Genomic DNA, 25,039 nt, shown 5'->3' with positions numbered 1-25,039 from the left:
CATCACTTCTGCGGGAAGGCCCCGATGTGCACCAGGAGTTCGTGCTCGGCGGCATCCAGGTACCGGCGCAGCTCCGCCGCGGCGTCGTCCCTGCGGCCGGCCCGCAGCTGAGCCACCAGGGCGGCGTTGCGTTCCACGTAGTGGCTGTGGAAGTCCGAGGTGGTGGCCATGGCATGGAAGACCAGCCGCATCTGTGCGAGGACCTTGTCCATGAGTTCGCCCATCGAGGCGCTCCCGGACAGAGCCACCAGCGCCTTGTGCAGGTCCTGGTTGGCGTCCGCCATGTCGGTGACCGCCCCGACCGCCAGGGCGGCGCGGGCCCGGTCGATGATGCCGTCCAGCACGTCCAGGTCCCCGGTACGGTAGTCGCCCCACAGCACGGCCGCCGGCTCGATCAGCCGGCGGACCCGGTAGATCTCGCGGACGTCCTCGGCCTGGGGCGCGGACACGAACACGCCTCGGTTGGGAATCCGCTGCACCACGGACTCGCCGGCCAGGACGGTGAAGGCCTCCCGCAGCGTGTTGCGGGAAACACCCAGCACCTCGGAAAGCTTCTGCTCGGAGAGTTTGGTTCCCGGGGCGAGCTGGCCGGCCGAAATACGGGCACGCAACACAGCAGCCACCCACGATCCGGTGTGGGCGTGGGTGGCCTGGACCTCGTCGGAGATCCCTTCAAGCGCGGCGTTCATCGGCATGGATTCAATCTACCGAAGAAGCGCACACTCCCTGCGCCACTTGCGCCGCCGGCAGCGTACAGCGCGGCCTGCCGCCCCGCGGCACTCGGCCCCTACCCTGCCTGCGGCTCGCTGCTCTCCCGGACAACCAGCCGCGCGGGGTAGATCACCGGTTCCCGGGCCGCCCCCGGGTCTTCGATGTCCGCGAGGAGGAGGCGGGCAGCCTTTTCGGCCATTTCCACGGTTGGCTGGTTGATGGTGGTCAGCGGCAGCTCGCCGGGCACCGTCAGATGGTCATCAAAGCCGACGACGGCGACGTCCCCGGGCACCGACCGTCCGGCGGCCTTCAAAGCAGTGATGGCTCCGCGGGCCATGAGGTCGGAGGCCGCGAAGATGCCGTCGACTCCGCTGTCCTCGGCCAGGAGGCGTTCGGCTGCCTCGGTGCCCCCGGCGGGGGTGAAATCCCCGTGGGCAACCAGGCCTGCCGGCAGGCCTGCTTCCTTGAGGCCGGCCTGCCAGCCGTCGAGCCGGTCCTCTGCCGCCGTCATGTCGAGCGGGCCGGTGATGGTGGCCAGCCGTGTCCGTCCGGCCGCTGCGAGATGCAGCGCGGCCAGCCGGCCGCCCTCGAAGCTGTCCACATCGACGTAGTGGATGCCGAGCCCGGTATCCCAGGGCCGTCCGATGAAGACGGTGGGCAGGCCCGAGGCGGCGAGCTCTTCGGTCCAGCCGTCAGCTTTGTGGTGCGACACCACAATGGCGCCGTCCACGTGGCCGCCGCGCAGGTAGCGCACCGTCCGGGAGGGATCGCCGCCGGCGCGGGACATCAGCAGGACCAGCTGCATATCCGTCTCGCGCAGTGCCTCCGTCACCCCGGTGATGACGGCCGCGAAGAACGGGTCCATCATGACCCGGGCATCGGGTTCGTTGATCACCAGGGCGATTGACGAGGTCCGGCGGGTGACGAGGCTGCGCGCGGCCCGGTTCGGGGTGTAGCCGAGGGACAGCACCGCCGCGTCAACCGCCGCCTGGGCTTCCGGGCTGACCCGGGACCCGCCGTTGATGGCCCGCGAGGCGGTGGAGCGGGACACTCCAGCCGCCGTCGCGAGGTCTTCAAGGGTGGGGGTGGGTCTGGCCGGTGCGGCCCGGAGACCCCGGTGGATCTGTTCGTTCATCACTTTGAGAATACGACATCACCGCTCATGCCACGTGCGCGACCGCCTGGCTGGACGGCAGGGCGTTCGACGCCGCCACCTTCGCGTACCAGAGGCCGCTCGCCTTGGGGATGCGCTCCAGCGTGTCGTAGTCCACCCGGACCATCCCGAAGCGCTGGTGGTAGCCGTAGGCCCACTCGAAATTGTCCAGCAGGGACCAGGCGAGGTAGCCGCGGACGTCCGCTCCGGCGTCGATCGCGTCCCGCACCGCGCGCAGGTGCACGTCGAAGAAGGCGAGCCGGTCCTGGTCGTCGACGAACCCGTCGGCGTCGGGAACGTCGGGGTAAGCGGCGCCGTTTTCCGTCATGTAGAGCGGGATGCCGGCAGGGCCCGTGTACTCCCGCTGGAGCCGTGTGAGCAGGCGGAACAGGCCTTCGGGCTGGACCTCCCAGCCCATGCCGGTCACCGGGAGCCCGCGCGGCACCGAGTGCACGCCTTCGGCGGAGACAAACGGGGTGGGCGCCAGCCGCTCGGCCGACTCAGGCGCCGCCTGCGCCGTGGTGGTCACGGTTTCCGGCTTGGCCTGCTCTTCCGCCCGGGCCGCCGTCTTGGTCAGGGCCTCGCCTTGGTAGTAGTTGACGCCGAGCAGGTCCATGGGCGTCGAGATAACGGCCAGGTCGCCGTCGTGGACCACGGACTCGAAGCCGAGACCGGCGATGTCCGCCAGCACATCTGCGGGGTACTCGCCGCGGAAGAGCGGGTCGAGGAAGATGCGGTTGTGCATCCCGTCGATCCGCCGGGCCGCGTCCTGGTCGTCCGCCGAGGCGGGGTCGGCCGGATCGGCAACGGTGAGGTTCAAGGTGATGCCGATACTCGCCTCCGGGTCCAGCCGGCGCAGTTCCGCGGCAGCCAACCCGTGGCCCAGGAGGAGGTGGTGGGCGGCCGCAAGGGCTGCCGCCGGCTCCTGCCGGCCCGGGGCGTGGACGCCCGCGGCGTAGCCGAGGAACGCCGAGCACCAGGGCTCATTGAGGGTGGTCCAGATGCGGACCCGGTCACCGAGGGCCTCGTGCATGACGGCCGCATAGGCCGCGAACAGCGTCGCCGTTTCGCGGTTGGCCCAGCCGCCCTCATCCTCCAGTGCCTGCGGCAGGTCCCAGTGGTACAGCGTCAGCCAGGGGGTGATGCCCGCGGCAAGGAGCTCGTCCACCAGACGGGAGTAGAAGGCGATCCCCTCGGGGTTGGGCGTCCTGCCGTCAGGCATGCAGCGCGCCCACGACGTCGAGAAGCGGTACGCCTTGAGGTTCAGCGATTTCATGAGCTCGACGTCCTGGCCCGAGCGGTGGTAGTGGTCGCAGGCCACGTCGCCGTTGTGGCCGTCCGCGACGGCGCCCGGGACCCGGGCGAAGGTGTCCCAGATCGAGTCCTTCCGCCCGCCGGTGTGGGCGGCTCCTTCGATCTGGTAGGCAGCGGTGGCCGCGCCCCAGAGGAAACCCTCGGGGAATGTGATCGGGGTGGTGCTCATCCTTTTACTGCTCCTTGCATGATTCCTGAAACGAGTTGGCGCCCTGCCGCGATGAAGAGCAGCAGCAGCGGGATGGTGGCCAGTACGGCACCGGCCAGCACCACCGAGTAGTCCACAAAGTGTGCGGCCTGCAGCAGCTGGAGCGCTACTGGCAGAGTCGGATTTGAGGGATCCAGCACAATGAAGGGCCAGAAGAAGTTGGTCCAGGTGGCGACGAACGTGAAGAGCGCCAGCATGGCCGCGGCCGGCCGCGCCGCGGGGAATCCCACGTACCAGAAGGCCTGGATCATGGAGGCGCCGTCCATCCGGACAGCCTCGATGAGTTCATCCGGGAGGGCGTCGCGGAGGTACTGGGTCATCCAGAACACGCCGAAGGCCGTGACAATTCCGGGGATGATGACGGCCCAGAGGGTTCCGGTCCAGCCCAGCTTGGCCATCACGATGAACAGCGGCACCACGCCGAGCTGCGTGGGCACCGCCATGGTGGCGATCACGAAGACCAGCAGTCCCTTGCTGCCGCGGAAGCGGAGCTTGGCGAACGCGAACCCGGCGAGGGTGGAGAAGATCACCACGGAGGCGGAGGTGACGGTGGAGACCAGGATGCTGTTGCCCATGGCCTTCCAGAAAGGAATGCTGTCAAAGACCTTGGCCGCGTTTTCAAGGAAGTTCCCGCCCGGAAGGAGCGGGATGCCCCGGCTCAACGCAGTGCTGTCGTGGCTGCCCACCAGGAAGGACCAGTACAGCGGGAACAGGGAGGCCAGCAGGACGGCGCCCAGGGCACCGTAGGTCAGGGGTCCGGGACGCCGGATATCCCCGGCGCCGCCGCGGTTCCGGGGCCGCCCCGCCCGGGGGTTGGGGCGCTTGGCGGCTGCCTTCGCGGCCCCTTTCCCGGCGGTCTGTCGGATCATGGGGATGGAGCTCATTTGCGGCCTCCCTGGTTGGCGATGCGCCGGGTAAGAAGGAAGTTCACGAGGGCGATCAGCACAATCATCAGGAACAGCAGCCACGCCACCGCGGATGCCCTGCCAAAGTTGCGCTGGCCCCAGCCAAGCTCCCAGATGTACATGGTCAGCGTCTGCCACTGCCGGTCGGCACCGCCGAGGCCGGACTGGTCAAAGACCCGCGGCTCGTCGAAGATCTGCAGCCCGCCAATGGTGGACGTGATGGCCACGAAGATCACGGTGGGCCGGAGCATCGGAACCGTCACTGACAGGAATTGCCGGACGCGGCCGGCGCCGTCGATGGTGGCCGCCTCGAAGACATCGCGCGGGATGGCCTGCATCGCCGCGAGGAAGATCAGTGCGTTGTAGCCGATCCAGCGGAAGTTCACCATCGTGGCGATGGCGACGTGGCTGGCAAACTGGTCGGAATGCCAGCGGACCGGGTCGAGGCCCAGGAGGCCAAGGAATTCATTGACGAGGCCGAACTGGTCGGCAAACAGGTTGTTGAAGATCAGTCCCACCGCCACGGGCGCCACAACGAAGGGCACCAGCACCCCCATCCGCCAGAACGTCTTGGCCCGCAGGTTGGCGTCCAGCACCGCTGCGATCAGCAGTGCCAGCACCACCTGCGGCACGGAGGAGAGCAGGAAGATGCTCAGCGTGTTGCCCACCGCGTTCCAGAAGTACGGCTGCCCGAGGACAAAACCGAAGTTCTCGAAACCGATGAACTTGCCCTGGCCGCCGATCAGGTTCCAGTTGTGCAGTGACACCCAGCCTGTGTAGAGCAGCGGAAACAGTCCCGTGAGTGCAAACAGCAGGAAGAACGGCGAGATGTAGAGGTAGGGCGACAGTTTGACGTCCCACTTCGACACCTGCTGCGAAAACGCGAGCCGCCGGACGTCCCTGTTGCCGGGTTTTTCCTCGTCAATTGATTGGCCTTGGGGCCTGACCCGGTCCGTTACTGACATGGCTTAAAGCGACTTCACAGCCGTGAGGAACTTCGCCCAGGAGGACTCGGCGTCGTCCGACTTGTCCACGTCAACACGGGTGAGGGCCTGCTGCATGGCGTCATTGATGGCAAAGAACTTCGGTCCCTTGAACGGGGAGTCGCCGACGGCCTTGGCACGCTCTGCGAAGATCTTGCCGGTGGGGGCGTCGTTGAAGAACGCGTTGGTCTGGCCCAGCAGTTCCTCGCTGGTCAGCGCCTCAACCTGGCTCGGGAAGGTGCCCTTCGCCGTGAATGCCTTGATCTGCTGCTCCGGGGCGGTCAGCCAGGCTGCGAGCTTCTTGGCCTCGGCTTGGTTCTTGCCCTGCGACGGGACGGTCAGGTAGGAACCACCCCAGTTGCCGCCGCCGCCCGGGAAGACGTTGGCGACGTCCCAGCCCTCGACGCCGGCAGCGTTGCCTTCAATAACACCGAGCATCCAGCCCGGGCAGAGGGTCGTGGCGAACTTCTGGGACTGGAAGCCGGCTACCCAGTCGTTGCTCCACTGGCCCAGGTGCGCCGAGAGGTTGTCCTGCGTCGAGGCGTTCAGAACCTTGGTGTAGACCTCCTTGACCTCCGGGTTGTCGGCGGCGATGACCGTGCCGTCCTCGTTCTCGTAGGCCTTCGACATCTGGTTGCTCATGCCCTGGTAGATGGCCCCGGCGGAATCAAACCATGCCGGGCCGGTCCCTGCGGCGACGAACTTCTTGCCGGCGTCGAAGTAGCTGTCCCAGGTGGTGCCGAGCATCTTCTCGACAGACTCGCGGTCCGACGGCATCCCGGCGGCTTCCAGCAGTGCCCCGTTGTAGCAGACAGCCTCAGGTCCGGAGTCCGTGCCGTAGCCGATCAGGTGCCCGTCCTGGGTGGTGGCTGCCTCGGTCTTCCAGTCCAGCCACCGGCCTTCCACGGCAGGGTCCTTCAGATCCACGAACTGGTCCGGGTACTCCTTGAGTTCGGACAGCCAGTCGACCTCGATGGCCTCAACGTCCGAGAGGCCGGATCCGGCCGCCAGGCGCGTGGTCAGGTTGTCGCGCGCTTCGTTGGTGGTGGCGGCCTTCTTGTGCTGGATCGTCACGTTCGGGTTGAGGGTCTCGTATTCCTTGAGCAGGTCCTCGTAGCCGAACTCGTTGAACGTCGCGAGGCTGAGGGTGACCGGTTCCTTGCCTGTTTCGCCGGTGGGCCCGGCGTTCTTGGGGGCATCCGCGCCGCAGCCGCTCAGGGCGAGTGTGAGGCAGGCGGCCGATGCCGACAGGGCGGCAAGTTTGCGGGGGAATTTCACGCGGGGACTCCTTTGTCAGGGTGTGGGGACCGGAGGGATAAGGGGCCGGCCGCCCCGTTTCGGTACATGAGAGCGCTCCCAGATCGACCATGGGAGCGCTCTCACAAGCATGGTGTCGCACATCACGTCGAGTTGTCAACAGCGGCGTACCTGCGTATTTCGAACCCTTGCCCGGCGCTGGATGCGGTGTTACGCTTCCCGGCGGGAGCGCTCCCACACCTCCGCGGTCACCGGGAGCAGGGCTCCAGTTCCCCGGCAGCCCCGTGTGCGGCCGAAGGGAAATCCGCCCCAACAGAGAGCAGGACCAGCAATGCCGCTAGCCCACTTCCGTCTCCGACCAGGGGCGCCGCAGCCCCGCCTCAGGAGGCCGCTGCGTCTCCACAGCCGGCTGTTCGCCGGCAGCGTCGCCGTCCTGCTGGGCGTGCTCGCCACCGGCGCCGGTGCCGCAACGGCGGCCGTGCCCGCCGCCCCGGCGAAGCCGGCCCCGGCCCAGCCGCAGCCCGCGAAAGCCACGACAGCGCCTGCGCCGGAGTTCGGTCCCAACGTCCGCATCTTCGACCCCAGCATGCCTGTGGCCGAGATCCAGGCCGAGGTGGACGCCATTGCGGCCACCCAGGTCGACGACGAAATGGGTACCAACCGGTACTCCCTGCTGTTCAAGCCCGGCACCTACGGCAGCGCCGAGGAGCCGCTGGTCGTCCAGGTCGGCTACTCGACGGAGGTCGCCGGCCTCGGTGCCTCGCCCACGGATGTCACCATCAACGGGCACATCGACGTCTACAACCGGTGCCTGACCGCGGACAACTGCATCGCCCTGAACAACTTCTGGCGCTCATTGTCCAACCTCACCATCAACGTCACCGGCCTCGCCGACTGCCGGAGTTCGGCCAACTTCTGGGCCGCCTCCCAGGCCTCCCCCATGCGGCGGGTCAACATCACCGGCGGCAACCTCTCCCTGATGGACTACTGCACGGCCGGTCCGCAGTACGCCAGCGGCGGCTTCATTTCCGACTCGAAGACCGGCAACGTCATCAACGGCTCCCAGCAGCAGTACTTCGTGCGCGACAGCAGCATCGGCGACTGGTCCAACGGTGTCTGGAACCAGGTGTTCTCCGGTGTGGACGGCGCCCCGGCACAGTCCTTCCCGAACCCGCCGTACACCAACCTGCCGAGCACGCCGATCAGCCGTGAGAAGCCGTACCTCACCTTCGACGCCGACGGCCAGTACAGCGTGTTCGTTCCGGCGGTCCGCACGGACTCCGCAGGGACCACCTGGGAGAACGGCCCCACGGCCGGCCGCAGCATCCCGCTGTCCGACTTCTACGTCGCCAGCCCCGGCGATTCGGTCAAGACCATCAACTCCCAGCTGGCGCGCGGCAAGAACCTGCTGCTGACCCCGGGCATTTACGACGTTGACCAGAGCATCGAAGTCAAGCGTGCCAACACCGTGGTCCTTGGCCTCGGCATGGCCACCCTCACCGCCGTCAACGGCTCCGTGCCGCTGACCGTCGCGGACGTTCCCGGCGTCGACATTGCCGCCGTCACCATCGATGCCGGCGAAGTGAACTCCCCGACGCTGATGCGGATCGGCAAGGCCCGCAACTCCGAGGCCGGCGGACCGTCCAACTCGCTCAACCACAGCGATCCGGCCAACCCCACCACGCTCCACGACGTCTTCTTCCGCATCGGCGGACCGCACGTCGGGAAGGCCTCGCTCAGCCTGGAGGTCAACAGCGACAACGTGCTCCTGGACCACATCTGGGCCTGGCGCGCGGACCACGGCAAGGGCGTGGGCTGGACCACCAACACCGGTGAAAACGGCGTCATCATCAACGGCGACAACGTCACCGCCACCGGCCTGTTCGTGGAGCACTACCAGGAGTACAACGTCATCTGGAACGGCGAGAACGGCAAGACCATCTTCTTCCAGAATGAGCTGCCCTACGACGCCCCGAACCAGGCCGCCTGGCAGCATGACGGGGTCCTGGGCTGGGCCGGCTACAAGATCGCCGATTCGGTCAAGACGCACGAGCTCTGGGGCGGTGGCAGCTACGTCTACAACAACGTCGACCCCACCATCCACGCCACCCGGGGCTTTGAAGTCCCGGTCACGCCCGGAGTGAAGCTCCACGGCCTGCTGACGGTCAACCTCGGCGCCGGCACCCTGGACCACGTCGTCAACGACACCGGCGCTCCGGTCTCGACCGACGTCGTCGGCATCCCCAGCTACGTCGAGAGCTTCGGCTAACCCGACGTCGGCAGCCGGCGCCCTGCCCCGTCCGCGGAGCAGGGTGCCGGCGCGTCACCCCCAAATTTCCCAGCCCCGGCCCCGCCAGCCTGCGACGCGGTTCGTGTCGTGCGCTGCGCTAAAACCTGACGCGGCCCGTCTACCGGCGCGCCGGGCACAAAGCGCGTCGGGGGGACGAACCCGCGTCGCAACCGCCCGACGTCGGCCATGCCGGGACGCCGCGACTCCGTCGAGGTTCCGCCCCGCGCAGGGTGCCAGCGCGTCACCGCCATCCCCCTTCCCCGCCATCTTGCGACGCGGTTCGTGTCGTGCGCTGCGCTAAAGACCTGACGCGGCCCGTCTACCGGCGCGCCGAGCATAAAGCGCGTCGGGGGGGACAAACCCGCGTCGCAACCGCCCGAGGCCGGCCCGGTCGGGACTCGGCGGCTCCGTCGAGGTCCACCGGGCGAGCGTTTCCTCTGCATCACCCCCGGCACCCCCTGCGCTCTGCGACGCGGTTCGTGTCGTGCGCTGCGCGAAAAACCTGACGCGGCCCGTCTACCGGCGCGCCGGGCATAAAGCGCGTCGGGGGGACAAACCCGCGTCGCAACCGCCCGACGCCGGACCAGCCAGGCCTCCGTCGAGGTCCCCCAGTGTCCCCGCGTCGCAACCGCCCGCCGTCGGACCAGCGGCTAGGTCCCGACGGGCGAGGCCTGCCGCTGCATCACCCCCTCACCCCAGCACTTTGCGACGCGGTTCGTGCCCTGCGCTGCGCTAACGACCTGACGCGGCCCGTCTACCGGCGCGCCGGGCACAAAGCGCGTCGGGGAGACAAACCCGCATCGCAACCGCGCGACGCCGGCGCGGCCAGGGCTCCGTCTAGGTCCCGCCGGGTGCAGCGTGCCGGCGCCCGCGCACCGCGGCGGTTCCCCAGACCGCCAGCAGGCAGGCCACGAGCAGCAGGCCCGCTTCGCCCAGGTCGATCTCCCCCAGCCACGTGGTGACGGGATCCTCGAGGCCGAAGGCGGCGTGGCAGAACCCGCCAAGGGTGATCAGCGAGATGAACAGGGCCGAGACGGCCGAGATGCCCGTGACCGCCGCGTTGAAGCCCAGCCGCTTCCGGGGGTGGTGGAGGGCGGAGCTGTACATGCGCATCATGGCAACGCCGTTGGCGGTGTCGCACAGTGTCATGGCGGCGGTGAAGGCCAGCGGCAGCGCCAGGAGCGCCAGCGGGGACACCCCGGCCAGGGACGCCGCCGTCGCCATCACCAGCAGCCCGATGGTGGTGGCGGTATCGAAGCCCAGGCCGAACAGGAACCCGATGACGTAGATGTTCCGCGGCCGCCGGACCCGGGCCAGGGGCTTCGCCAGCAGCCGGGCCATGAGCCCCTGGGCTTCAAGATCCTCGGCACGCACGTCGCCGCCGGCCCGCGCGCTCCGGTAGGCCCTCGCCGCCCGGATGAATGCGGACCCGTTGAACAGCCCCAGAGCCAGCAGGAAGATCCCCGAGACGCCGCTGCCAATCAGCCCCAGCACCAGGTTGCCGGACGTGCCGTCCTCCATAAACTGGCCCACCACCGCAGCGCCGCCCACCAGGAGCACGCCCGCGAGGATCACCACGGAGCTGTGGCCCAGGCTGAATGCGAAGCCGACACTCACAGGATCCTGCCGCTGTGCCACGAACTTCCGGGTCGAATTATCGATCGCGGCGAGATGGTCCCAGTCGTAGCTGTGCTTGATGCCGGCCGCATAGGCGGTCAGCACCAGGCCGAGCGCCAGCGGCTCGCCGCCCGTCAGCTGGCCGGCCAGAAGGAGCCCGACGGCGGCGGCGTGCAGCGCTGCCACGGCACCGAAGGTGGCAATAAGCCGCGTCCGGAACGGGAGCTGCTCCCGGCGCCGGTACAGGGATGCGACGCCGGTCAACGTGGTCATCAGTATTTCCTTAGGTCCAGGGGCGGCGTGCCGTGCCACCGCCGGCGAAGCAAGGCGCTGCAGGCACCCAGCAGCCTGTTGAGCTCATCGGTGCTGTTCGACAGGGCCCGGAGCACCAGGCCGCTGATGCCGTCCACTGTGGCAGTCAGCGACACCCCTGTGAAGGCATCGTGGCCGCCGGCCAGGAGATGCAGTTCGTCCGCGAGGTCCTGGTCCACGCGCCGGTCCACTGCGATCAGGGATCCCACGTGGCTGAAGCCCTCCATGAACCCCAGGCCGGTGACGTCGTGCTGCGGGGGCCGGATCAGCAGGTTGTCGAGGGCCAGCAGCCCGCTGCGCTCCCCGGACTCGACGTGGATTTCCGTGCGGAGCCGCAACTCCTCGTACCGGAAGGAGGCGCCGTCGGGTGACCAGCCGGGGGTGACCACCTCGGAGATAACCACGCTCGACGTCGAGTGCACCGTGATGTGGGTGTTCTGCCGGTAGCTGGCCTCCCGGTAGGCGATCAGCTGGTCCGGGGCGAGCTCCAGCTGCGCTCCCTCGCCCAGCCGCAGCCGCATCCGCTGCTCGGCGAAGGAGCCCGGTGTGCGGTAGACCTTGGTGGCGGACTGGGTGGTCAGCAGGAGCTTCGCCCCGGCCTCCACCTCCACGTCCAGGACATAGAGGTCGGCCCCCAGATAGGCGCCGCCGGGGTTGACCACCACGTAGCAAACCTGCCCGGAATCATCCAGGTAGTGCGGCCGCAGGACCCGCAGGGCGCCCTGGTGGAACTGGTGCACGGCCACCGAGCGGCCGCGCCGCTCTGCGATGCGCAGGGCCAGCTCCCCCATCGGCGCGGCCGCAGCCGTAGGCGCAACGGCCGCCGTCGTGCTCACGGCGCCAGGTCGAGCATCAGGACGTCGCGCCGCACCCAGTCGATGACACGATCCAGCCCTTCGTCGGTCTTGAGGTTCGTAAAGCAGAACGGCTTCTCGCCGCGGAATTCCTTGGAGTCCCGCTCCATCACGGCCAGGTCCGCGCCGACGTGGAGTGCGAGGTCGGTCTTGTTGATGATGAACAGATCGGACTTGATCATGCCCTGGCCGGCCTTGCGCGGGATCTTCTCGCCCTGGGCCACGTCGATGATGTAGATGGAGAAGTCCACCAGTTCCGGACTGAACGTGGCGGAGAGGTTGTCGCCGCCGGATTCCACGAAGATCACCTGCAGGTCCGGGTGCCGCCGGGTGAGCTCCTCGATGGCGGCGGTGTTCATGGACGTGTCCTCGCGGATGGCGGTGTGCGGGCACCCGCCCGTTTCCACGCCGATGATCCGGTCGACCGGGAGGATGCCGTTGGCCGCCAGGATCTTGGCGTCCTCGATGGTGTAGATGTCGTTGGTGATGGCGGCCATGGAGATCTCGCGGCTCATGTGCCGGGTGAGGCGCTCCACGAGCTGGGTCTTGCCGGCACCCACCGGGCCGCCGATGCCGATTTTGACGGGTTCAGACATATTCTTCTCCAGACATATTTCTCTTGCGGGTCGGTTAGCTCATGAACATGCGGGCACGCTGGCGCTCGTGCCGCATCTGTGAAATCTCCAGTCCGGGGCTGACGGCGCCGAAGTCGGACCGGTCCAGGCTGCCGGCGCGGAGTGCCGCGGCCGCCACGTCGCGGGCCGCCAAACGGAGCAGCCGCTGGCCGGCATTCTGGCCCAGGGGGATCGCCCGGACGGCGTTCTGGGTCAGCGACGTGGCCGTGGCGAACAGGTAGGCGGTGAGGGATTCGGGCAGCGGGACACCCAGGGAACGCGCCACGACGGCGAACGCCAGCGGCTGGTGCCCGGCGGCACGGCCCGAGCCCACCAGCGACCGGTAGTCCGCCAGTTCCAAAGAGGGAAAAATCTCGGTGCCGATCTCAAGCAGCCGGGCGCCCATCTTGATGCTGGCCTCGCGCAGCTGCCGGGAAAGCAGCTGGGCGGTGAGCAGCGCATCGAGCTCGGCCACGGGGGCGCCCTCGTACAGGAACCGGATGGCCAGGGCGTCCGAGTAGGTCAGCTGCTGCGCGATGAACGCGGCCAGCCACACCCCGAACGTCTCCTCGTCGTGGACCAGCCCGCGGTCGATGTAGGTTTCGAACCCCAGCGAGTGCGCAAACGCCCCGGTGGGCAGCGCCGAGTCGCACAGCTGCTGGAGGGCCAGCTGACGGGACGCGGCGCTAGTGGCTGTGTTCGGCATGGCGGAAGGGGACGGGCATCACGCGTTCCTGGCGCTGGTAGGGCACCCCGGCACGGTCCAGGTAGTCCTCCACGGTGTGGTCGTACTGGCAGACCATCACCTCGGCCCGGTACTCGGAGCCGCCGTCGAAAAACTGGGCCTGCAGGTGCCGGTTGCCCAGGGAATGCGCCACCACCCCCATCTCGTGGATGGAGCGCGGCGCAATCACCAGGACGTCAGTGGGCAGCACCGACACCACGATCATGTTGCCCCCGGCGATGTGCAGGATGTCGCCGTCGCGCAGGTCCCCGGCCCCGGACGGGAGCCGGATACCCAGTTCCTTGCCATGGTCGGTGGTGACACGCTGGATGCGTTTGACCAGCTGGGAGCTGGGCAGCACCACCTTTTCCCGGTGCAGGCCGGCGTACGGGTCCGGCCCGGGCGGAAGCTGGTGGGTGTTGCCGAGGACCTTGTCGATAATCATGGTTGGGTGCCTCCGGGGCCTAGAAAAGGAAGTAGCGCTGCGCCATGGGCAGCACGTCCGACGGTTCGCACGTGACATCCTCGCCGTCCACCGTCACCCGGTACGTTTCGGGGTCGACGTCGATGTCCGGGGTGGCGTCGTTGTGCTTGAGGTCGGACTTACTGAGGTTCCGGATGCCGGACACCGGCCGGATGACCTTCTCCAGCCCGAGTTCCGCCGGAACCCCCGCGTCGATGGCGGCCTGGGATAGGAAGGTGATGGAGGACTTCTGCAAGGCCTTGCCGTACGCGGCGAACATGGGCCGCATGGTGCGCGGCTGCGGGCTGGGGATGGAGGCGTTGGCGTCCCCCATCAGCGCGTAGGCGATCTGACCGCCCTTGAGCACCAGGTCCGGCTTGACGCCGAAAAACGCCGGGTCCCAGAGGACCAGGTCCGCGAACTTGCCGGCCTCCACCGATCCGATGGAGTCCGCCATGCCCTGCGCGATGGCCGGGTTGATGGTGTATTTCGCCACGTACCGTTTCAGCCGGAAGTTGTCGCTCTCCGCCCCCAGGCCGGAGGTGGCGCCGTGGATGCCCCCCTTCGGGTCCTTGAGCACGCCGCGCTGCTTTTTCATCTTGTCCGCCACCTGCCAGGTGCGGATGACCACCTCGCCCACCCGGCCCATGGCCTGCGAGTCCGAGGACGTGATCGCGAAAATGCCCAGGTCCTGCAGCACGTCCTCGGCAGCGATGGTCTCGGCGCGGATGCGCGAGTCCGCGAAGGCCACGTCCTCCGGGATGTCCGGGTTGAGGTGGTGGCAGACCATCAGCATGTCCAGGTGCTCTTCGATGGTGTTGCGGGTGTACGGCAGCGTGGGGTTGGTGGAGGCCGGCAGGACGTTGGGCAGCCCGGCGATCTTGATGATGTCCGGCGCGTGCCCGCCCCCGGCACCCTCGGTGTGGAAGGTGTGGATCACGCGGCCGTCGATGGCCCGGATGGTGTCCTCCACGAAGCCGCACTCGTTCAGGGTGTCGGTGTGGATGGCCACCTGGACGTCGAAGCGGTCCGCGACTTTCAGCGACGTGTCGATGGAGGACGTGGTGGAACCCCAGTCCTCATGGACTTTCAGCCCGATCGCGCCGGCGCGGATCTGCTCGGCGAGGGGCTCGACGGCGGAGGCATGCCCCTTGCCGAACAGGCCGATGTTGATCGGGAGCCCCTCGGCCGCCTGCAGCATGCGCTGGATGTGCCAGGGGCCGGGGGTGACAGTGGTGGCCTTGGTCCCTTCAGCGGGGCCGGTGCCGCCGCCCACCATGGTGGTCACCCCGCTGCACAGGGCGGCGGGAACCTGGTCCGGTGAGATGAAATGGATGTGGGAGTCCACCCCGCCGGCGGTGAGAATCTTCCGCTCCCCGGCAATGATCTCGGTGCTCGCGCCGATCACGATGTCCACGCCGTCGGTGATCTGCGGGTTGCCGGCCTTGCCGATCCGGAAGATGTGGCCGTCCCGGAGCGCGACGTCGGCCTTGTAGATCCCGGTGTAGTCGAGCACCACGACGTTGGTGATCACGGTGTCGGGCACTCCGCCGCCGGAACCGAGGCCCCCGTTAGCGCCGTCCCCGTCCCGGGTCACCTGGCCGTTCTGGCCCATGCCGTCGCGGATCACCTTGCCGCCGCCGAACACCACTTCCTCGCCGTAGACGGTGAGGTCCTTTTCGATCTCCAGGAAAAGGTCGGTGTCGGCAAGGCGGATGGCGTCACCCGTCGTCGGGCCGTACAGGTCGGCATACTGCCGGCGCGGCAATTCGAAGCTCATCTGCGGCCTTCCAGTGTTCCGTTGATCCTGTTGCTCAGGCCGTACACCTCGCGGCGGCCGGCGAGTTCGATCAGCCGGACGGTCTTGCTGTCCCCCGGCTCAAAGCGGGCCGCCGTGCCCGCAGGGATGTCCAGCCGCCGGCCGTAGGCGGCCCGCCGGTCGAACACCAGCGCCGCGTTGGCCTCGGCAAAGTGGAAATGTGAGCCCACCTGAACCGGCCGGTCGCCGGTGTTGGTCACCACGACGTCGGCGGCCTCACGTCCGGCGTTCACCACGATGGGCTCGGCGGCCAGAATGTATTCTCCGGGAACCATATGTCTGCCCTATCGGATGGGGTCGTGGACGGTGACGAGCTTGGTGCCGTCCGGAAACGTTGCTTCGATCTGGACGTCGTGGATCATCTCCGGGACACCCTCCATCACGTCCTCACGGGCCAGGAGTGTGGTGCCGTAGCTCATCAGTTCCGCCACGGTCTTTCCGTCCCGGGCCCCCTCGATCAGCTCGTAACTGATGACGGCGACCGCCTCCGGGAAGTTCAGCTTCAGCCCGCGCGCCTGGCGCCGGCGGGCGAGGTCGGCCGCGACCACGATCATGAGCTTTTCCTGCTCGCGGGGCAGCAGATGCATGGCGGAATCCCTTCAAACGCCGGCGGTCACGCGCCGTTCGGCGCCGCGGTGTTGCCAGCGTAGACAAGGAACGTTTCCTGCAGGTTTCCGCCGGGAGTCAGCTGGCTTTCAGGCTCGCTTGCTAGGGTGGCGGCATGAAACTCCGCTTCACATCCCTGTCCGGTACCGCCGTTTCCGCTGCCGCCCTGATGGTGGCCCTGACCGGCTGCGGCCAGGTCCAGGACGCCGCCAACAAGGCTGTCAGCGACGGCGCGTCCCAGGTTGCGACGGCGGCCGGCGGTGAAGTCAAGAAGCAGGCCTGCGCCCTCGTTGAGGACGGCCTGGTCAGTGTCCAGGACAAGGAGCTGCTGGGCGGCCTGGTGGCGGGAGCGGCAGCCGCGGGGGTTCCCGCGGAAATCACCACGCCGCTGCGGCAGATCGCCGAGTCCGGCGACCAGGTCCCGGCCGAGTCCGTCAAGGCCCTGCAGGACGCCTGCGCTTCCTAGCCTCCGGGCCGGCTGCGCTTTAGCGCTTGCCCTTTTTCCGGGATCCCTTGCCGCGGCCCTTGTCCGGGTTCGGCGCGTAACGCTGCGCCACCTTGGGCTTCTTGGCGGCCGTTCCGGTTCCGCGCCGGTCCGGCTTGGGCGCCCGCTTGGGCTTCTCCTGCTGCGCCGACGGCTGCCGGGAGCTGGCCGCGGTGCGCCCGCGGACAATCCCGATGAATTCCTCGACCACCTCGTCCGTGGCGTCGCTGGGCCACGCCAGGGCGATCTCCGTCATGGGTGCCCCGGTCAGCTTCCGCGCCACGGTGTCCTTGACGTTGAAGTGCCGCGCCACGGACATGGGCAGAATCACCAGCCCGGCGCCGGAGGCCACCACCTGCAGGGCCATCGCCGGGCCGCCGAGTTCCTGCACGTCCAGGAACGTCTCCTGGGCAAGGTCCGCCAGGTCCACTTCCTCGAACACCGCGATCTCGTGCCCTTTGGGCGCCACCACCACGGGCTGCTCCTCGTACAGCGGAATGACGCTCAGGCCCACGCGCTCCACGGGCAGCCGGACGAAGCTGAGGTCCGCGGACCCGTCGCGCAGCATCGTCAGCTGGGCGCCGTCGTCGGACATAAAGGAGTGCAGCGGAACGTCCGGCATCCGCTCTTCCCAGCGCCGGATCCACTTGCCGGGGGTCACACCGGCGACGTAGGCGAACCGCAGCTCCCGCACGGCCGCTTCGGCCGGGACGGCGGATTCATCGGGGGTCTGGGGTGCTTCTTCTGCTGCGGCCACCTGTTCACAGTACCGCCCGGCCCCGGCACGGACCGGCTGCCGGGGCCGGAAACAGGACCCCCGCGGTGCAGTGCCGCGGCCCGGGGCCGGATACCCTTGAAGCATGACCTCTGCGAACTCCCAGTCCATGAAGCCGGCCACCGTTGCCAAGAAGCTTGGCATCTACCTGCCCGCAACACCCCAGGAGTTCCAGGATTCGGTCATCACCCGCGCCGAGTTCGCCGAGCTCCAGGCCAACCCGCCGGAGTGGCTGGCGGAACTGCGGCGCAACGGCCCGCACCCCCGCCCGGTGGTGGCGCAGAAGCTGAACGTCTCCATCAGCGGCCTGGCCCGCGGCGGCGTTGAGGAAGCGCTGACGACGGCGGAAATCACCGCGCTGCTGCAGGCTCCCCCGGCGTGGCTCGTGGCCGAGCGAGCCACGCACGCCGCTGTCCGCGCCGAAGCCCAGCGGGTCAAGGACGAGGCCGCGAAGAAGGACGCCAAGAAGGCACGCTCCGCCTCCCAGTAGCCGGAGCCGGGGCGCCCCGCCGCGAAAGCGCCGCTCAGTCCTGGTGCAGCTGGACGAAGTTCCCGCAGCCGTCGTCGAAGACCGCCGTGGTGCCGCCGGGACCGTCGGAGGGCTCGCCCTGGAACATCACGCCCTTGGCCGTGAGGCGCTTGTATTCCGCCCTCACGTCGGGCACCCCCATCACGATCGCGGGCAGCCCGGCGTCGTGGCATCCGTTCATATAGGCGGCGCCCAGCGGGTTGTCGCTGGGCTCCAGCAGGAGACCCACCGATCCCCCGCCGGATCCCGCCGGGTCCTTCACGATGTACAGGTTGTGCTCGGGCATGGCCAGGAGGCTCTCAAAGCCCAGAATTCCGGTGTAGAACTCGAAGGCGGCGGGGTCCTTGACGTGGATACTGCACATTTTCAGTCGCATGGGCTTCAGGCTACGCCCGGCACGTCCCGGCTGTGAACCGGCCTACCCCGCACGTCCCGCCCCCTCCTGCCAGCCATTGACTGCCCGCCGCCGATGGACTGCAATGGAATCAGCGGAACCGCGCCCGCCCCGGGCTGGATCCCTGGAGGTGTTCGAATGCCGTCCCTTTTTGAGTCCGCCCCGATGATGCTGTGGCAGTTGCCGGCCCTGGCCGTGATTGTCATGTGCGCTGCGGCGGGCTCGGTCTACCTCGTCCGGAAGCATCTGGCCGCGGACGACGACGGCGTGCCGGATGCCGTGTTCTGGGACGTTTTCGGCGGACTCGCCATAGTGGCACCGGCCGTGATCCTGCCCGCTTTGGCTGCACCGTGGGCCGGCCTGCTGCTCGGCGGCCTGGCGGTGGCCGCCGCCGTGGCCTCCTATTTCTACACACCCCGGATCCTGCACCGGCAGGAAGCCCGGCGCCTTGCCCGGACGATTGCAGCGAGCAACGAGGCGGCTGAGGCCCGCCACCGCGCAGCCCTGGCCCGCTGGCAGCGCTACGAACTGGACCCCGCCCACACCATCGATTTCCCGGCCATGACCGACGCCCGGCAGCCCGAGACGGCGGCCCTGATCCGGGCCATGAAGGACGCGGAGAGGCTCCGCGGCGGAACCGACGCCGGCTACGCACCTGCTGTGGCGCGGCTGGAACAGGCCCTTGCCGACGCCGAACGGGCGGCCGGCGCGGACCGTACCGCCGGCCGCGGTCAGGTTCCTCCGGCCCGCAGCGCCGGACGCCTGGCGAACGGTCCGGCCCGCGGCTGAGGCGCCGACAGGCCCCTGGGCCCCCATAAATACGGCACCCTACAGAAGGAATCCCATGGCTGACATCACCATCATCGGCAGCGGCAACATGGCCCGGGCGATCGGGACCCGGGCTGTGGCAGCCGGCCGCTCGGTCCAGATCCTCAGCCGTTCAGCGGAGCACGCGGCCGCTTTGGCCGCCGAGCTGGGCGGCGGCACCACGTCCGGAGGGCTGGGCGACGTCCCTGACGGGGACATTGTGGTGCTGGCCCTGTATTTCGGTCCGGCCCGCGAGGTCGCCACGCACTACGGCGACACCTTGAGCGGAAAAACCGTGGTGGACATCAGCAACCCGGTGGATACGGACACCTATGATTCCCTGACCGTCCCGCCGGGCTCGTCAGCCGCCGAGGAAATCTCCGCACTGCTCCCGGGGGCCGACGTGGTCAAGGCGTTCAACACCACGTTCGCCGGCACACTGGCGGCGGGCGCAGCCGGCGGGATGCCGCTGGACGTTTTTATCGCCTCGGACTCCGACGAGGCGGCCAGCAAGGTCGCGTCGTTCGCAGCGGCCGCAGGGTTGCGGCCGCTGCGGGTGGGCGGGCTGAAGCACGCGCGGGAACTGGAGGGCTTCCAGCTCCTGGTGATGGCACTGCAGGTCAACCCCGCCTACGACGCCTTCAACTGGGGCACCGGGCTGAAAATCGTCGACCAGCCGGGTTAGTACAGCTAAAGCTCTACGGTTCCGCTTTCGCCGACACTCACCCGGCTGTGCGTGACCTTGGACTTGACCCACTGCAGCACCGTCGCGGCGGTCCCGCCGGGGCTGGTCCAGTATTCGGCGGAGTCGGAATCCACGTGCAGGAGCACGGCCACCGGTGTGTCGGGACCGTCCGGGAACCAGGCTTCCACCGCGGGGTTCCACAGCTCGTGGATCTTCTGGCGGTCGGTGACAACCTCCGCCGTTCCGGCAACGGACACCCATTCCGTGCCCTTGCCGAAGGAGACATTCACGCGGGAGTCCGCCCGGACCTGGGCCACCTGTGAGGTGGTGGAGGACGTGAAGAACCACATGTCGCCGTCGTCCTTGACATCCTGGACGGCCAGCGGCCGGCTCACCAGGGCGCCGTCTTCGTTAACGGTGGTGAACATTCCGATGCGCGAACTGTTGATGATGTCCGTTACTTTGCTGATGTTTTCTGCATCCGACATGGTGCGACCTCATTCTGGTTCCGAACGGGGGAAGGTCCCCCTCCCGCCAGCATATTGGTAAGTGTGCTTACTTTCCAATGGCGGGCGGGAGGAGGACCTTCCGGGCAGGGTCGGGGACTCAGTAGCCCTTCGGCAGCACCTTTCCCTTGAAGAATTCCGGCCGGATCTTGTACATGACCAGCATGAGCACCACGCCCAGCAGGATCACGCCCATGCCGAGGATGAACACCAGGCCGATCCCGCCGACGGAGGAGCCGGAGCCGTAGGCCGGGTCCATGGAGTCGTAGGCGGTCTTGAAGAACATCACCAGCAGGATCACGCCGCCCAGGAGCGGCGACAGGAACTTGAAGAAGAACGCCCGGGCTCCGCTGAATGCCTCGGCCCGGAAGAACCAGACGCAGGCCAGGGCGGTGATGCCGTAGTAGAAGCAGATCATCATGCCGAGTGCCGTAATGGTGTCCCACAGGGCGTTCTCGGAGGTGGTCCGGGTGATGACGTAGAACGCGGCGGCGGCGATGGCGGCTGCGATCGTGGCGTAGCTCGGCGACTTGTACGTGGGGCTGATCCGGTCGAACTTGGCCGGCAGCGCCTTGTAGTGGCCCATGGACAGCAGCGTCCGGGCCGGTGAGACGAACGTGGACTGCAGCGACGCGGCCGAGCTGCTAAGGATCGCGAGGGACATCAGGATGGCGAACGGGCCCATGACCGGGCCGGCGAGGACGGCGAAGATGCTGCCCTGGTTCTCCGGGTTTCCGGCGCCCAGGCCTTCCTGGCCGATGCCTGCGTAGGCCAGGGTGGACAGTGCGACGGTCATGTAGATGATCACGATGACCAGCACGGTGACGGTGGCGGCGCGGCCCGGGGTCTTTTCCGGGTTGCGGGTTTCCTCGTTCATGGTCAGGGTGACGTCCCAGCCCCAGTAAATGAAGATGGAGAGCGAGACGCCGGCGGCGAAGGCCGAGAAGGACTCGACCGCAAACGGGTTGAACCATTCCGGGGTGATCGCGGTGGCATCGAACGCCGTGCCGTTGGCGACATGGCTGAACGCCGCGACGGCGAACCAGCCGAGCACCAGGAGCTGGAACGCCACCAGCACGTACTGCACGCCCTTGGTGGTTTCCATGCCGCGGTAGGAGATCCAGCAGGCCAGCGCGATGAACACCAGCGTGGTGGCAATGTTCAGTGGCAGGTTCAGGGTCAGGTCGGCCAGCTCCGGGTTGCCGAACAGCTGGGCCAGCATGAGGTAGAAGAAGTCCACCGCCACGGCCGCCAGGTTGGAGAGCACAATGATCGTCGCCGCGATCAGCCCCCAGCCGCCCATCCAGCCGAGCCAGGGGCCGAACGCCCGCGAGGCCCACGTGAAGGAGGTGCCGGCGTCGGGCATCGCGTTGTTCAGTTCGCGGTAGCCGAACGCGACGAGCAGCATCGGGATGAAGCCCACCAGGAAGATGGCGGGCAACTGGACCCCGACCTCGGACACGGTGGGGCCGAGGGCAGCAGTCAGGGTGTAGGCGGGGGCAATACAGGACACGCCGATCACGACGGCGCCGATCAGGCCCACCGATCCGGCTTTGAGGCCTTTGGCGCTTAATCCTGCGTGTGTGTCGTGAGAGGTCTTGGCCGTCACGTGTTCAGTGCTCATTGGTGTGCCTCTCGGGAGGTGTCATTCGAGGTTGTATCGTTCTGGTGCTTCAGTTCATAGCCGCTGGGGACCACGAGCATGGGCACGGGCAGGGCGCGCAGGATCCGGTTGGCGGTGCTGCCCAGGAAGATGGACCGGGCCTGGGCGAGACGGCTGGAGCCGATCACCAGTACCTCGCCGTCCTCCCAGTCGAGGCCGTCCACGGCCTCTTCGATGCTCCGGCCCTGCGCGACCACGACTTCCGTTTTGGCCGCTAGTTCGACGCCGGCGTGGTTGACGGGCGCGGCGGCCGCGACGGTCTTCTCGGCGTATTCGCGGGCGGCCTCTGCAGCGCCGGCGGCGTCCTCGCCGTCGAGGGCAAGCAGGGACACCACCCGCAGCGGCACTTTCCGGTTCGCCGCCATGCCGATGGCGAAGTCCAGCAACTTCTCGGCGCCCGCCCTGGTTCCGAGACCGCAGCTGATCCGGGTCAGCGCGTCCTTGCGGTGGTAGCCGTGGGGGGCCAGCGCCACGGGAACCGTGGAGGCATGGAGCAGAGCGCTGGCCACCGAACCGATAGTGAACCGCTTGAACAGGCCGGTGCTGCTGGCCCCAATCACCAGCACGTCCGCCCCGAACTCCTCGGCCGCATCGATCAGGGCCTGCGCGTCGGAGTCGCCGCTGCGGATGTGCGCCTCTGCCGGGACGTCGGCAGGGACGAGGGCGAGGGCCTCGTCGAGCCACGCGCGGGCCTGCTCGTTCAGGAGGCTCTCGAAACCGGCCTTGGGCGCGTGGGCGCCGAACTGCTGGACCTCGGGAACCACCAGCACGAGGTCCAGGCTGGCGCCGCGGCCGCGTGCCATCGAAACGGCCAGATTGACGGCATCATGGCCTCTGGCATTGGCTGAATACCCCACTACATAACGCATCTGGCCGATCCTTTCTGAGCTGCTGGGCGGGTTGGTGGGTTGGTGGGTTAGTTGGACGCCACGGAAGTGCGGTCTGCTGCCGCGACGATCTGGGCCGCCGTGTGGCGCCCCATCCGGACCGCGCCGTCAACATGCTGGTAGCCCTCCGCTGCAAGGTCGGAGGAGGACCAGTAGATGGGGCCCACCGGGGCCAGCTGGTCTTTTCCGTAGCGGTGCAGGCCGCCAAGGTCATAGCTGGCGGCGTAGGCGCCCCGGGTCCACTCTTCGGAGCCCCAGTCGGACTCGAAGTAGACCTCCGGTTCGAGGGCCTTGTCCCCCAGGAACCCGGCGATCGATTCGAGGATGGCGCGGCGGCGTTCCTCGGCGCTGAGTTCGAACATGGCATCGGCCTTCTCGTCCGAGACGAAGCCGACCAGGGTGCCGCGCGGATCCTCGTGGTTGGTGTTGTCGTAGACCTCCTGGACCAGGGCATCGGCACCGAAGCAGGTACCGGAGAGGCCGTCCTCGCGCCAGAACGGGGTGCCGTAGACGGCGTGGACCTTGATGACCAGGCCCAGGGACTGGTGCTGGTGCATCTGGTGCTGGCGGCGCGGCAGCGGCGGGTTGAAGGAGACCCGGGAGTACAGGTTCGGCGGCACGGCCATGATGGCGTAGCGGGCCGTCACCGTGGCGCGATCCGAGACGGCGGTGACGCCTCCGCCGTCGGACGCCTCACCCCAGTGGATGGTGCGCACCGGGCTGTCCAGCACGACGTCGTCGCCCAGTTCCGCGGCGAGCAGCAGGGAAACCTGCTGCATGCCGCCGATGACGCGCTTGTCCAGGATGAAGTCCTCGTCGGTGAGGTGCGAGAAGGATCCGGCGGAGGCGGCCATCAGTACCGCCTGCAGGGCGGAGAAGGCGTGGGCGGGTTTGGTCAGCATGCCGCCGGCAATAAAGAGGCCGATGTTGTTGCACGCTTCCTCATCCGAGGAGTTCTGGCGCAGCCAGTGGTGGAAGGAAATGGTGTCCAGCTCGCGGGCCTTGGGGTGGGCCCACGGCTCGGTGGGGCCGATCTCGGCGGCGAGGCCGTCCAGGAGGGCGGTGAGCTTGTCCATTTCCGCTTTGGTGGTTTCGCTGACCGGGAAAGTGTCGCCCGTGTAGCGGGTGCGCTTGCCGTCGGCTCCGATATATACGGATTCGCCGTCGCGGTAGCGGGAGTAGGTGTCGAGGCCAAGGTCATTGAGGAGCGCCAGGAGTTCGGTCTGGTCCGGGGAAACCCACTGGCCGCCGATTTCCAGCATGGCGCCGTCCACGGTGTCGGTCCAGGTCCGGCCGCCGACGCGGTCGCGCGCCTCCAGGACTGCGACGCTCAGTCCCGCCTTCTTCAGTTCGCGGGCGGCGGTCAGCCCGGCAGGGCCTGCTCCGACGATGACGACGTCGCGGTCAAGTTCCAGCATGATGTCCTCTCCGTGGCCGCCCAAGGTGATGCTGGCCACTAAATGAATGCCGTTCATTTAGGATTGACTATAGACCTTTCCAAGGCATCAGGGAAGACCTCCGGAGCAACAAAATTTCCCCGGCAGAGTGGCCGTAAAGTGGGGGCACAATGGGAGCACCCAGGACAGCGACAGCAGAAAGGCCTGCAATGCCGGCATTACCCAGCGCCCCTGCAGAACCCCACCGCCAGGACGCCAAGCCGCGCCGCCGGGTGGGCCGGCCGGCGGCAGCCGTCCTCGACCAGGACGGCATCACCGCGGCGGCGCTGCAGCTCATCGGCAAAAGCGGCTATGAGGGGTTCACCATGGCGGCCCTGGCCCGGACGCTGAATGTGGCGCCGTCGGCGCTGTACAACCACGTCGCGTCGAAACGGGACGTGCTGGTGCTGGTCCAGGACCACCTGACGTCGCTGGTTGATGTCTCCGCTTTCGACGCCGAGCCGTGGGACCGGGCGGTGCGCAGCTGGGCGTGGAGCTACCGCGACGTGTTCTCCAAGCACACCCCGCTGATCACCGTGATCGCCGTGCTTCCGGTGGCGGACGCGCCCAAAACGCTGGCCATGTATGAGGCCGTCAGCGCCGGGTTCAGCCGGGCGGGTTTCCCGCAGGGCCGGATCGTCTCCGCGATCGTGGCGCTGGAGTCCTTTATCTTCGGGTCCGCCTACGACGTCACGGCGCCGGCGGACATCTTCGACTCGGGCAGCATGGCGGAGTCGACTCCGAATTTCACCGCGGCCGTCGCACACCAGGACCTGGAAGGCTACGCACAGCCCGCCGACGTCGCCTTCAACCTCGGCCTGGAGGCCATGATCGCGGCGTTCGGGGCGCTCCGCGCTTAAACGAAAAGAACCCCGGTCCGAAGACCGGGGTTCTTTACATTTGCGTGCGCGAGGGGGGATTTGAACCCCCACGCCCTTTCGGACACTGGCACCTGAAGCCAGCGCGTCTGCCGTTCCGCCACTCGCGCGCAACTTCTTCCACGTTTCCCCGTCCGGAATCCGGCCGTGAACCTCGTAAAAGCA

General features: G+C 68.0%; 26 protein-coding genes and 1 tRNA gene. 6 read left to right on the top strand and 21 right to left on the bottom strand.

Going from position 1 to position 25,039, the window contains the following annotated elements; genetic code table 11:
- Positions 1-2: 2 nt before the first annotated feature.
- The 6 genes from AR539_RS02460 to AR539_RS02435 form a co-directional block, all read right to left on the bottom strand.
- Positions 3-695 (bottom strand): GntR family transcriptional regulator, encoded by a 693-nt coding sequence (locus AR539_RS02460; RefSeq protein ID WP_066432252.1) that lies wholly within the window; start codon positions 693-695, stop codon positions 3-5.
- 92 nt (positions 696-787) lie between these two features.
- Positions 788-1,846 (bottom strand): LacI family DNA-binding transcriptional regulator, encoded by a 1,059-nt coding sequence (locus AR539_RS02455; RefSeq protein ID WP_066432250.1) that lies wholly within the window; start codon positions 1,844-1,846, stop codon positions 788-790.
- A gap of 25 nt (positions 1,847-1,871) precedes the next feature.
- Entirely contained in the window at positions 1,872-3,347 is a 1,476-nt protein-coding gene (locus AR539_RS02450) for a glycoside hydrolase family 1 protein (RefSeq protein WP_066432248.1), read from the bottom strand.
- On the bottom strand, positions 3,344-4,270 hold the full coding sequence (locus tag AR539_RS02445) for a carbohydrate ABC transporter permease (protein WP_066432246.1): 927 nt from the start codon (positions 4,268-4,270) through the stop codon (positions 3,344-3,346). Before AR539_RS02445 ends, AR539_RS02450 begins: the two co-directional genes overlap by 4 nt.
- Positions 4,267-5,256, bottom strand: coding sequence for a carbohydrate ABC transporter permease (locus AR539_RS02440; protein WP_066432243.1), 990 nt, complete (start codon positions 5,254-5,256; stop codon positions 4,267-4,269). Before AR539_RS02440 ends, AR539_RS02445 begins: the two co-directional genes overlap by 4 nt.
- Before the next feature lie 3 nt (positions 5,257-5,259).
- On the bottom strand, positions 5,260-6,552 hold the full coding sequence (locus tag AR539_RS02435) for an ABC transporter substrate-binding protein (RefSeq protein WP_066432241.1): 1,293 nt from the start codon (positions 6,550-6,552) through the stop codon (positions 5,260-5,262).
- 310 nt (positions 6,553-6,862) lie between these two features.
- Between AR539_RS02435 and AR539_RS02430 the strand changes: the two genes are divergently transcribed.
- Positions 6,863-8,800, top strand: coding sequence for an adenylyl cyclase (locus tag AR539_RS02430; RefSeq protein WP_066432239.1), 1,938 nt, complete (start codon positions 6,863-6,865; stop codon positions 8,798-8,800).
- An 858-nt stretch (positions 8,801-9,658) separates the two neighbouring features.
- On the opposite strand, the gene AR539_RS02425 is transcribed toward AR539_RS02430, so the two are convergent.
- The 8 genes from AR539_RS02425 to AR539_RS02390 are packed head-to-tail and all read right to left on the bottom strand — an operon-like array spanning position 9,659 to position 15,811.
- On the bottom strand, positions 9,659-10,711 hold the full coding sequence (locus AR539_RS02425; RefSeq protein ID WP_066432237.1) for a HoxN/HupN/NixA family nickel/cobalt transporter: 1,053 nt from the start codon (positions 10,709-10,711) through the stop codon (positions 9,659-9,661).
- Positions 10,711-11,541, bottom strand: coding sequence for an urease accessory protein UreD (locus AR539_RS02420; RefSeq protein WP_082699161.1), 831 nt, complete (start codon positions 11,539-11,541; stop codon positions 10,711-10,713). The genes AR539_RS02425 and AR539_RS02420 overlap by 1 nt, the downstream gene beginning before the upstream one ends.
- Before the next feature lie 41 nt (positions 11,542-11,582).
- Positions 11,583-12,200 carry an urease accessory protein UreG gene (ureG, locus tag AR539_RS02415; protein ID WP_066432232.1) on the bottom strand — a complete coding sequence of 206 codons (618 nt, stop codon included), beginning with the start codon at positions 12,198-12,200 and terminating at the stop codon, positions 11,583-11,585.
- A 34-nt stretch (positions 12,201-12,234) separates the two neighbouring features.
- Positions 12,235-12,924, bottom strand: a complete 690-nt coding sequence (locus AR539_RS02410) for an urease accessory protein UreF (protein ID WP_066432230.1) — start codon at positions 12,922-12,924, stop codon at positions 12,235-12,237.
- A complete protein-coding gene (ureE, locus tag AR539_RS02405; protein WP_066432228.1) occupies positions 12,905-13,387 on the bottom strand; it encodes an urease accessory protein UreE in 483 nt (160 codons plus the stop codon). Before ureE ends, AR539_RS02410 begins: the two co-directional genes overlap by 20 nt.
- A 19-nt stretch (positions 13,388-13,406) precedes the next feature.
- Positions 13,407-15,185, bottom strand: a complete 1,779-nt coding sequence (gene ureC, locus AR539_RS02400; protein WP_066432226.1) for an urease subunit alpha — start codon at positions 15,183-15,185, stop codon at positions 13,407-13,409.
- Positions 15,182-15,499 (bottom strand): urease subunit beta, encoded by a 318-nt coding sequence (locus tag AR539_RS02395; RefSeq protein WP_066432225.1) that lies wholly within the window; start codon positions 15,497-15,499, stop codon positions 15,182-15,184. The genes ureC and AR539_RS02395 overlap by 4 nt, the downstream gene beginning before the upstream one ends.
- A 9-nt stretch (positions 15,500-15,508) precedes the next feature.
- Positions 15,509-15,811, bottom strand: coding sequence for an urease subunit gamma (locus tag AR539_RS02390; protein ID WP_066432224.1), 303 nt, complete (start codon positions 15,809-15,811; stop codon positions 15,509-15,511).
- Between the two features lie 134 nt (positions 15,812-15,945).
- Here AR539_RS02390 and AR539_RS02385 point away from each other — a divergent pair, with 134 nt between their 5' ends.
- Positions 15,946-16,296, top strand: coding sequence for a hypothetical protein (locus AR539_RS02385; protein ID WP_066432223.1), 351 nt, complete (start codon positions 15,946-15,948; stop codon positions 16,294-16,296).
- A 19-nt stretch (positions 16,297-16,315) separates the two neighbouring features.
- On the opposite strand, the gene AR539_RS02380 is transcribed toward AR539_RS02385, so the two are convergent.
- Positions 16,316-17,071: a LysR family substrate-binding domain-containing protein gene (locus AR539_RS02380; protein WP_197410535.1), complete on the bottom strand. Its 756-nt coding sequence runs from the start codon at positions 17,069-17,071 to the stop codon at positions 16,316-16,318.
- Between the two features lie 103 nt (positions 17,072-17,174).
- On the opposite strand from AR539_RS02380, the gene AR539_RS02375 reads away from it, so the two are divergent.
- A complete protein-coding gene (locus AR539_RS02375) occupies positions 17,175-17,579 on the top strand; it encodes a DUF5997 family protein (RefSeq protein WP_066432221.1) in 405 nt (134 codons plus the stop codon).
- A gap of 34 nt (positions 17,580-17,613) precedes the next feature.
- Here the strand turns inward: AR539_RS02375 and AR539_RS02370 are convergent, their stop codons facing one another.
- Positions 17,614-17,994: a VOC family protein gene (locus AR539_RS02370; protein ID WP_066432219.1), complete on the bottom strand. Its 381-nt coding sequence runs from the start codon at positions 17,992-17,994 to the stop codon at positions 17,614-17,616.
- 156 nt (positions 17,995-18,150) lie between these two features.
- Here AR539_RS02370 and AR539_RS02365 point away from each other — a divergent pair, with 156 nt between their 5' ends.
- Together AR539_RS02365 and AR539_RS02360 are read left to right on the top strand one after the other, a co-directional pair.
- A complete protein-coding gene (locus AR539_RS02365) occupies positions 18,151-18,801 on the top strand; it encodes a hypothetical protein (protein WP_066432217.1) in 651 nt (216 codons plus the stop codon).
- Positions 18,802-18,856: 55 nt separating this feature from the next.
- Positions 18,857-19,504, top strand: coding sequence for an NADPH-dependent F420 reductase (locus AR539_RS02360; RefSeq protein ID WP_066432215.1), 648 nt, complete (start codon positions 18,857-18,859; stop codon positions 19,502-19,504).
- Positions 19,505-19,509: 5 nt separating this feature from the next.
- Here AR539_RS02360 and AR539_RS02355 read toward each other — a convergent pair whose 3' ends face one another.
- From AR539_RS02355 to AR539_RS02340, 4 genes are all read right to left on the bottom strand, one after another.
- A complete protein-coding gene (locus AR539_RS02355; RefSeq protein WP_066432213.1) occupies positions 19,510-19,992 on the bottom strand; it encodes a pyridoxamine 5'-phosphate oxidase family protein in 483 nt (160 codons plus the stop codon).
- Positions 19,993-20,110: 118 nt separating this feature from the next.
- Positions 20,111-21,634: an APC family permease gene (locus AR539_RS02350; protein WP_066432211.1), complete on the bottom strand. Its 1,524-nt coding sequence runs from the start codon at positions 21,632-21,634 to the stop codon at positions 20,111-20,113.
- Complete coding sequence (locus AR539_RS02345) at positions 21,631-22,542, bottom strand: universal stress protein (RefSeq protein WP_066432210.1); 912 nt, start codon at positions 22,540-22,542, stop codon at positions 21,631-21,633. Before AR539_RS02345 ends, AR539_RS02350 begins: the two co-directional genes overlap by 4 nt.
- 47 nt (positions 22,543-22,589) lie before the next feature.
- Positions 22,590-23,978, bottom strand: a complete 1,389-nt coding sequence (locus AR539_RS02340; RefSeq protein WP_066433036.1) for a flavin monoamine oxidase family protein — start codon at positions 23,976-23,978, stop codon at positions 22,590-22,592.
- Positions 23,979-24,166: 188 nt separating this feature from the next.
- Between AR539_RS02340 and AR539_RS02335 the strand changes: the two genes are divergently transcribed.
- Positions 24,167-24,856, top strand: a complete 690-nt coding sequence (locus AR539_RS02335; protein WP_066432208.1) for a TetR/AcrR family transcriptional regulator — start codon at positions 24,167-24,169, stop codon at positions 24,854-24,856.
- Positions 24,857-24,901: 45 nt separating this feature from the next.
- Here the strand turns inward: AR539_RS02335 and AR539_RS02330 are convergent.
- Positions 24,902-24,984 (bottom strand) — tRNA-Leu (locus AR539_RS02330).
- Between the last annotated feature and the right edge of the window lie 55 nt (positions 24,985-25,039).

It is taken from the genome of Arthrobacter sp. EPSL27 (assembly GCF_001512305.1).
Classification (GTDB): Bacteria; Actinomycetota; Actinomycetes; order Actinomycetales; family Micrococcaceae; genus Arthrobacter.
The sequence above is the reverse complement of the archived record's forward strand: the minus strand, read 5'-3'. Positions and strand labels throughout refer to the sequence as shown.